7 protein-coding genes and 2 pseudogenes are annotated in these 6801 nt (G+C 52.1%); 6 read left to right on the plus strand and 3 right to left on the minus strand.

Annotated features, from left to right (window positions below):
• The 6 genes and pseudogenes from ACR3FF_RS25035 to ACR3FF_RS25060 form a co-directional block, all read left to right on the plus strand.
• Positions 1-114 (plus strand): annotated as a pseudogene (locus tag ACR3FF_RS25035) (IS1595-like element ISHti5 family transposase); the annotation flags it as partial.
• Between the two features lie 156 nt (positions 115-270).
• Positions 271-1232, plus strand: a pseudogene (locus ACR3FF_RS25040) (IS630 family transposase).
• Between the two features lie 406 nt (positions 1233-1638).
• Positions 1639-1971 (plus strand): AAA family ATPase, encoded by a 333-nt coding sequence (locus tag ACR3FF_RS25045; protein WP_458190839.1) that lies wholly within the window; start codon positions 1639-1641, stop codon positions 1969-1971.
• 231 nt (positions 1972-2202) lie between these two features.
• Positions 2203-2604 (plus strand): RidA family protein, encoded by a 402-nt coding sequence (locus tag ACR3FF_RS25050; RefSeq protein WP_458190834.1) that lies wholly within the window; start codon positions 2203-2205, stop codon positions 2602-2604.
• Positions 2605-3060: 456 nt separating this feature from the next.
• Positions 3061-3594 carry a DUF7342 family protein gene (locus ACR3FF_RS25055; protein WP_458190835.1) on the plus strand — a complete coding sequence of 178 codons (534 nt, stop codon included), beginning with the start codon at positions 3061-3063 and terminating at the stop codon, positions 3592-3594.
• 2 nt (positions 3595-3596) lie between these two features.
• Positions 3597-4040, plus strand: a complete 444-nt coding sequence (locus ACR3FF_RS25060) for a toxin-antitoxin system TumE family protein (protein WP_458190836.1) — start codon at positions 3597-3599, stop codon at positions 4038-4040.
• Between the two features lie 152 nt (positions 4041-4192).
• Here the strand turns inward: ACR3FF_RS25060 and ACR3FF_RS25065 are convergent, their stop codons facing one another.
• The 3 genes from ACR3FF_RS25065 to ACR3FF_RS27490 all read right to left on the minus strand — a co-directional run bounded on the left by ACR3FF_RS25065 (position 4193) and on the right by ACR3FF_RS27490 (position 6427).
• Entirely contained in the window at positions 4193-5215 is a 1023-nt protein-coding gene (locus tag ACR3FF_RS25065) for a threonine ammonia-lyase (RefSeq protein ID WP_458190837.1), read from the minus strand.
• Between the two features lie 76 nt (positions 5216-5291).
• Positions 5292-5825 carry a hypothetical protein gene (locus tag ACR3FF_RS25070; protein WP_458190838.1) on the minus strand — a complete coding sequence of 178 codons (534 nt, stop codon included), beginning with the start codon at positions 5823-5825 and terminating at the stop codon, positions 5292-5294.
• Positions 5826-6019: 194 nt separating this feature from the next.
• Positions 6020-6427, minus strand: a complete 408-nt coding sequence (locus ACR3FF_RS27490) for a toxin-antitoxin system TumE family protein (protein ID WP_472850169.1) — start codon at positions 6425-6427, stop codon at positions 6020-6022.
• Positions 6428-6801: the final 374 nt, after the last annotated feature.

Consider the following 6801-nt stretch of genomic DNA (forward strand, 5'->3'; position numbering starts at 1 on the left):
AGGTTCCGAGGCGTCTCAAAACACCACTTACAGGGCTATCTAAACTTCTTGGGCTGGATCCTCAACACCGACGACTGGTTCGAGCAGATCCTAAGTACTGACTTCTACAGATGAGCGAGGCTGGCTTGCAAGGTGAACACATCAATATGTGAAGGTGTTTGGTCCCAGTGTACCGAGTATCGAAGGTAGTATAATATACTAATATCACGCGAGAACTAAGTACTATAGTAACTGTTGAAATTTTTTACTCATAGACTGTTGCTGTATCTGGTGAACTATCTCGACGCGATCTCCGTCGAGGAACTGCAAGACGCACTCGACAACGTGGAAAAGAAGAAGCCGACACAGCGGATGTTAGCGGCAATTGCGTACAAAAACGGTGTGATGCAGACCGAACTCGCCGAGTAGTACAACGTCGAACGACGAACAATCTACAGCGCGCTGTTACTAATGCTCATCGATCCAGAAGAAAACGTAAACTTTCAGAATCACAGCAAAACGAGTTCGAACAAATCGTCCACGAATCGCCAACGAACGTAGGTATTGACGCGTCGGCGTGGACGCCGGCGCTCGTCTAGCGCTATCTCGACGAAACGTAGGACGTGGACTATTCACTCCCGAGTTGTCGGCGGTTGCTGAAAGAAGCGGGATTAAGCTATCAAAAGCCGCGCCGAAACGCTGCCGAAGCTGATGCTGACGAACACGATGCGTTCTCCGAGGAACTCTAAAAAAGCGGCGGGAAATGGGCGCCACGGTAGTCTGTATCGATCAAACCAAGAAATCTGTGCAAGTTGAGCTGCAAGCCGCGTGGTTTCCGCGCGGCCCGCGATCCGCCATCACACTCTGGCCGGCATGACTGGACGTGTCTCTTGGGCGCGTTCACCGAGAACGGTGATCGCTTTTTCTCCTGATTCCAGGAGTATATCACCGCCGATCACGCGAAACATTTCATTCTCGCATTATGAAAAGAATTTCGAGATGATTTGATTGTTGTCCTCGACGGTGCGCCGTATTTTCAGGCGTCGGCCGTCACGGACCTGGCGGCCCGTGACGACCTTGCCTTCGTGACGTTATCGTCGTCCTCGCCCGAGCTGAATCCGGTCGAAGAGTGCTGGCGGCAGCTAACTGACATCCTCAGCAACCGGTTCTTTGATTCGCTTGAGCAACTGAGCAGAGCAATCGATGACACTCTTGAACAGCTCTCGGTACCAAAAGTGATCAATTACTTCTAATAACTATTATAGCGACTTTGGATTGTTACTGTGTAGAAAGACAGATTAATTGATTGTCTGGCAATCACTTCTCTCTTAATACAATGGCCGATTACCTAATGCAATTCATGAATAAGAGAACTCTATGATAAGCCACCTCTTCACTGATATCGAACCTAAATTACAGATTGGTGACCGACTTCGCAAACATCTTGCACGACATCTACCTGTTCTCGTCGCAGTGCTGTTCGGTGAGACCGTAGTAGTCACCGGTTTGTGGTTCGGCGCTGCTCCAATTGATGCACTACTAGGGGGAAGTATTGTGGCCTGCGTCACACTGTTTGGTTATCATCGTATCAAAGAACGAGATCAGTAGCCTATTCTCGCGATCAACACTTCTTCGCTGCACTCGAAAAGAGACGAGTTTCTGGCACGCTTGGACGATGAATATCCAAGTGTTCTGCTCGTCGCTGCAACGAATCGTGTGGACTTGCTTGATGAAGCCGCCACTCGTCGTGGACGGTTCGATCAGCAGTATGAGGTTGGCCTGCCCAACAAGAAGGCACGGAAACTGATTTTCCGTGTGCAACTCCGTAAACTCCCATCGGATCTCGATGAAGACGAGTATGAAACGCTTGCCGAACAGACAACGGATCGCAGCGCAGCGGATATCGTTGGAACGGTCGATGATGCAGCGGTGCGTGCGGCCGAACGTAATGCCGAGGCAATCACGAAAGACGATCTCCTCGAGTGCCGTTGAACAAGCAGGGATATCCTATCTCGGCCTTGTAGAAATCTTCACGTGGTGATGGGTTCCAGTGGCCCTGCTGAATAGAGGGCGCGAGTCGTTCACACTAACTGGCTCGATTGCGTTATCTGCTGGGCTGATTATCCTTGACATTGAGAGAAGACAATATCGAACTCTTGGGAAGGATTAGAACTCCTTGACATCGACCGAACTGTTATTGACACCATCGAAGATGACCTAACTATGGCACAGAGAGTTATAGAGCCAAAAAATCTAGCCGACACAACGCAACATCATTTCAGCCCTGCAATCGTCGCTGATGGGACGCTTTACATATCGGGACAGGTCGGGACGGACGAGCACGGGAACTACGTCGGGGACGATATCGAATCGCAGACTCGACAGGCGTTCGAGAACGTCGGGACGATTCTTCAGAATGTAAATAAAGATCTTGAGGATGTGATCAAAATCACAAGCTATATTGTTGATATCAGAGACCACTATGAGGCGTTTCAGTCAGTGTACCGGGAGGTCTTTTCGACCGAGCCCTTCCCCTGCCACACTGCCATCGGTGTCGAAAGCCTCGCGAGTGAGACGCCATTGGTAGAGTTGGAGATAGAAGTCCCTGTTGACAAAGATCAGTGACAAGAATTCCTATCTTCATGTTCGAGGTTCAAAGGACGTTTTTGCCACGCGAGGTCTGTACAAAACAACGTATCCTCTCCATTTAGCACACGATTCCTCTCAGTTACAGGGGATTTGGATGAGACCGGTACTGTCTAGTTAAGCGATTCTGTTGTAGAGTGGCGTTTCAACGTCTCTACCGTGAGTGGCTAACGAATCCCTCTCGTCTCATCATGACGAGGTTTTTGGTGAAACAATTGAATTCAGTCTTCTCACGGTGCAGCCGATCTCACTCTCAAGAATCAGTTACTACGAACAGTGCATAAAATCCTCTCAATCGTACCGCTGTCGCTTGGTTTTCTCTATCTAGACAGTGCCATGAGACCCGACTAATCAAAGTGTTCCGCCCCGTGATTCGGCTGACGAAATAGATCGGTGAGAGGAAAATATATTAGCCATCAACACTAGCTACTAGCTATGCCCGCGCCGGGCGCTGACCCACCATCCGAATTCGATCTCGCTGGCGAGTTCGAGACGAAGCTGGCCGCGGAGCCCGCCGATGAGCGAGTCTACCGGGTCGCACTTCAACTCTACGAGCCGGCGCGAGTGGCTGCAATCGCAGAGCGAGCTGATTGTGCACCCGATACCGCCCGACGCCACCTGGAACGCCTCGTCGATATCGGTGTGCTTGAACGCGTCGCCGAAAACCCCGCAACGTACCGACGGAACGAGTCCTATTTCGAATGGCGTAAGCGAAGCCGCCTCGAACAACTCTCGCCGAGCCAACTCCAAGAACGACTTGATGAACTCACGACTCGTGAACAGACCCTCCGAGATCGGTACGACGCAAAGCGGCCAAGCGATGTCGACGCGCTTGATCACGCTGACTACAACCAGATCGAAGAGGTATGGATGGACCTCAGCGAGTGGGAAACAGTCCGACGCCGGATCAGACGCCTTGACATCGTCCGACAGCAGCGGGCGGCCGACTCCGAGTCAGAGGCTGTCTAATCGTGGCCGGTGAGGCTGATGCGACACACCCGGTTGACGAAGAGTTGCTTCGCCATCTTGCTCGGGTGCTTGCCAGTCTGGATGAGGTGAGCACCACATCGCTGTTCCCTGCGAACAAACAGGAGACGCTGCTCGTTCACCTCAACATCGACTATTATCCGGACGCGGTTGACGACGTCCGACTCGAATTGCAAGTCTACACGAACGGCAATTTCCATGTCTTGTACATCGAATCTTACGTCGGAGAGATCCGGCGCTGCCGGTGGGATCGACATGAGCAAAATCACAATACACGTGATCATTTCCATCCATTTCCGTCCGCGAACACGACTGACGCCGAGGATCGAGACTTCCCAGTCGATGTGACCAACCTTCTTGAAACAGATGTACTGCCATGGGTGGAAACCCGCCTTGGAACTCTTTGGGCGGAGCAAGAAGACAGATGAACACCGCGTCTGAAGGTGAGCGACAGATCCTAAATCCCGGCACATAGTCATCGTTGACCGAATTCAGCGACGCTGAAGCATACGCACCCTGTATTGATTGCGAACCACACATCCTGCTCGAAGAAAAAATGAAATTCCATCCAATGGCGCGATCACCGATCAGCAAGCATGTCTTGAAGCTTCTCCGTCGAGAGGTTGCTCCCTGTAATCGGCAACACGACAGTCTTTCCCGCAAGTTCGTCACCCATCTGAAGCGCGGCCGCAACACCGGCGGCAGCTGCGCCCTCAGCCAAGATTGCATCGTCGATGAGTAGTCGCTGGATGGCAGCCCGCAGGTCGTCATCCTCAACAATCATCATCTCTGTTAGGTGTTCCTGCATAATCTGCAGGGGGAGTGCAAACGGCGTCCGCGTCTTGATCCCCTCTGCAAAGGTGTCGGCTTGCGCTTGGAGTTCAATCGTTCCTTCGCTCCACGCCCGATAGACCGCATCAGCCCCCGTCGCCTGAACACCAATGACATCAGCACCGAGGAGCATACCGACAGTAAGCGCATAGGCAGACGCACTACTCCCACCGCCGACAGGGTTGATCAGAACGTTTACCTCAGGACAATCCTCCATGACTTCGAGGCCAGCGCTCGCGCGTCCAGCAATCAGGTGAGGTTCATTCCCACTGTGGACATACCGATATCCTTCTTCGGCTGCCTGTTGCTCGGCGTATTCGCGGGCGTCATCGAAATCCTGGCCGTGCTTGATCACGGTTGCACCAAGCCGCTCCATGCTGTTGATCTTTGTCGGGTTCTCGAGTGTAGCGGGGACGGCGATAATCGCTGGAACATCGAACTCGCGGGCGGCTGTTGCCATCCCTTGGCCGTGATTGCCCATACTCGCCGTGATCAGCCCTTTCTCACGAAATTCCGGCTCAAGATCAGCAATCAGATTATAAAAGCCGCGAATTTTGAACGAGTGCGTCGGAAGCGTATCCTCACGCTTGAGATAGACATCGGCGTCTAACTCGGCTGAGAGACTTTCGCTACGCACCAACGGCGTCCGTGGAAGATACTGCCGAACGATTCGTTGTGCTGCATAGATATCTTGGGTCGTGGGTGGAGTCAAATCGTGGTACGAGAAGATCGTTGTCTTGTCTGGAGATTCGACTGGTTCGTGTGATGGCATCGATTCGTCGATAGGGGTGCAAGTGTGTTAAGCGTCCACGGTAGCGATCAACGGGTCACGTCAGAGTCACTGATTCTCATTTCGCAGTCACACGCCGAACTGCACGAAGAATTTGTGATTTAGGCAGCCATTCTTCGCTGAGCCCTGTTGTCGCTCGATCGGTGGCATACTGGTTGCGTTGCTCGGTGAGTCGATCTTGCAGCCAGGCTCGTTGCTCGGCATCGGGAGTGTCGGTATCTTGCTCACTGAGGCTTGTTTCGAGCGTGTAGATGCGATGAGCCCGCTTCATGAGTGGCTTCGCTGGTGCAGAATCGATGAATAAAATCGCTTTCTCCGTTTCATCTCCGATTCGACCGACAAACTCCGTCGGGGTTCCACCCTCGGTGAACCCAACTTTCTCTTCTGCAAGCCATTTCGGGATTGTGAGTAGCAGTTCATCAGGATTGAGCTCGCCGAGCAATTGCCAGCGCAACCGCGTGGCTTGTTCGTCGATCACCCCGCGTTCACGCGCCTCTGCTAACGAACACTCTTTTTCAGCAAGGGTCGTTGCACACCACTCTCGGACAAACTCATCATAGCTCGGATACTCACGGACCGGGTACACGACCATATGATATGAGTTAGAAGTTGCTGTCAATAACACTTCGCGTCACATTTCTCGAATAGGCTGTTTCAGTCCACGTTCTGAGTGACGAAATCGTGTTATCAACTACTGAAACGGCAACTAACAGCGTTCAGTCCGTTTCGAGGAGTGGATAGTCTTTGATATGGGCAAGCGTTTGCTCGTCGACATACTGAAGCACCTCATAGTAGCTGTTTAGGAATTGCGCTGGTTCGGGCGGGTAGCCCGCGTCTGGTTGGGGGATGATAGTGGGTTCGCTTGCCATCCCGAGGATGTTTATCCCACCGGCGTTGCCACCCCCGCTTGTCGCTCCAGTTCTCCTGATAGTGGAGTTCGAAATCGCCGCTCGTGTACCAGCGAAGATCGTAGTACGTCTCTTCAACGTCCGGGGAAAGTAGTCTCGAACGAATGTCGCCGTGAGCGTTGGTTTCCCGTGCTTCAGTGAGATATTGGTTGATTGGGCATTGTCTAGATAACCGAAACCGCCAGACTGCGGTCCGATAACCGTGTCTCAAAAGAAGTGAACGAGTAGCTATTCGGTGAAACGAAGGATTGGTGAACAATGAGTGCCGCGAATTCGCAGACCTCACCAATAGTTTCAAAAGAATTTCATGAGGTCTGCAGATCAACAAAGGCTGGAAAAGCGCTGTACAGCCAGCATAGTCCAGAATCGCTTAACTAGACAGTGCCCTCATCGTTGAAATGTTCCTGCCTATGTTACTTTGTGGTCTCCTTGGCTCGGTGCTGTTCACTTCGCGAATCAGCCACTAATATCAATAAATCAATATCACTCTGTCTGCCTGGCCTAGGGCAACACTCCCAAAGACGAGAACGCCTTGCACCACATGAGCGTGTCATAGAATCCATCTCATAGCTTTTCGCAGCCCGGGTCGTTTCCTCGCTCGTAGTTGGTGATTGCAACCACGAGTCGGAGACAGAGCGCAACGAACACTTCTGTTCGTGC

The sequence above is a fragment of the Haladaptatus ordinarius genome, from assembly GCF_054177595.1.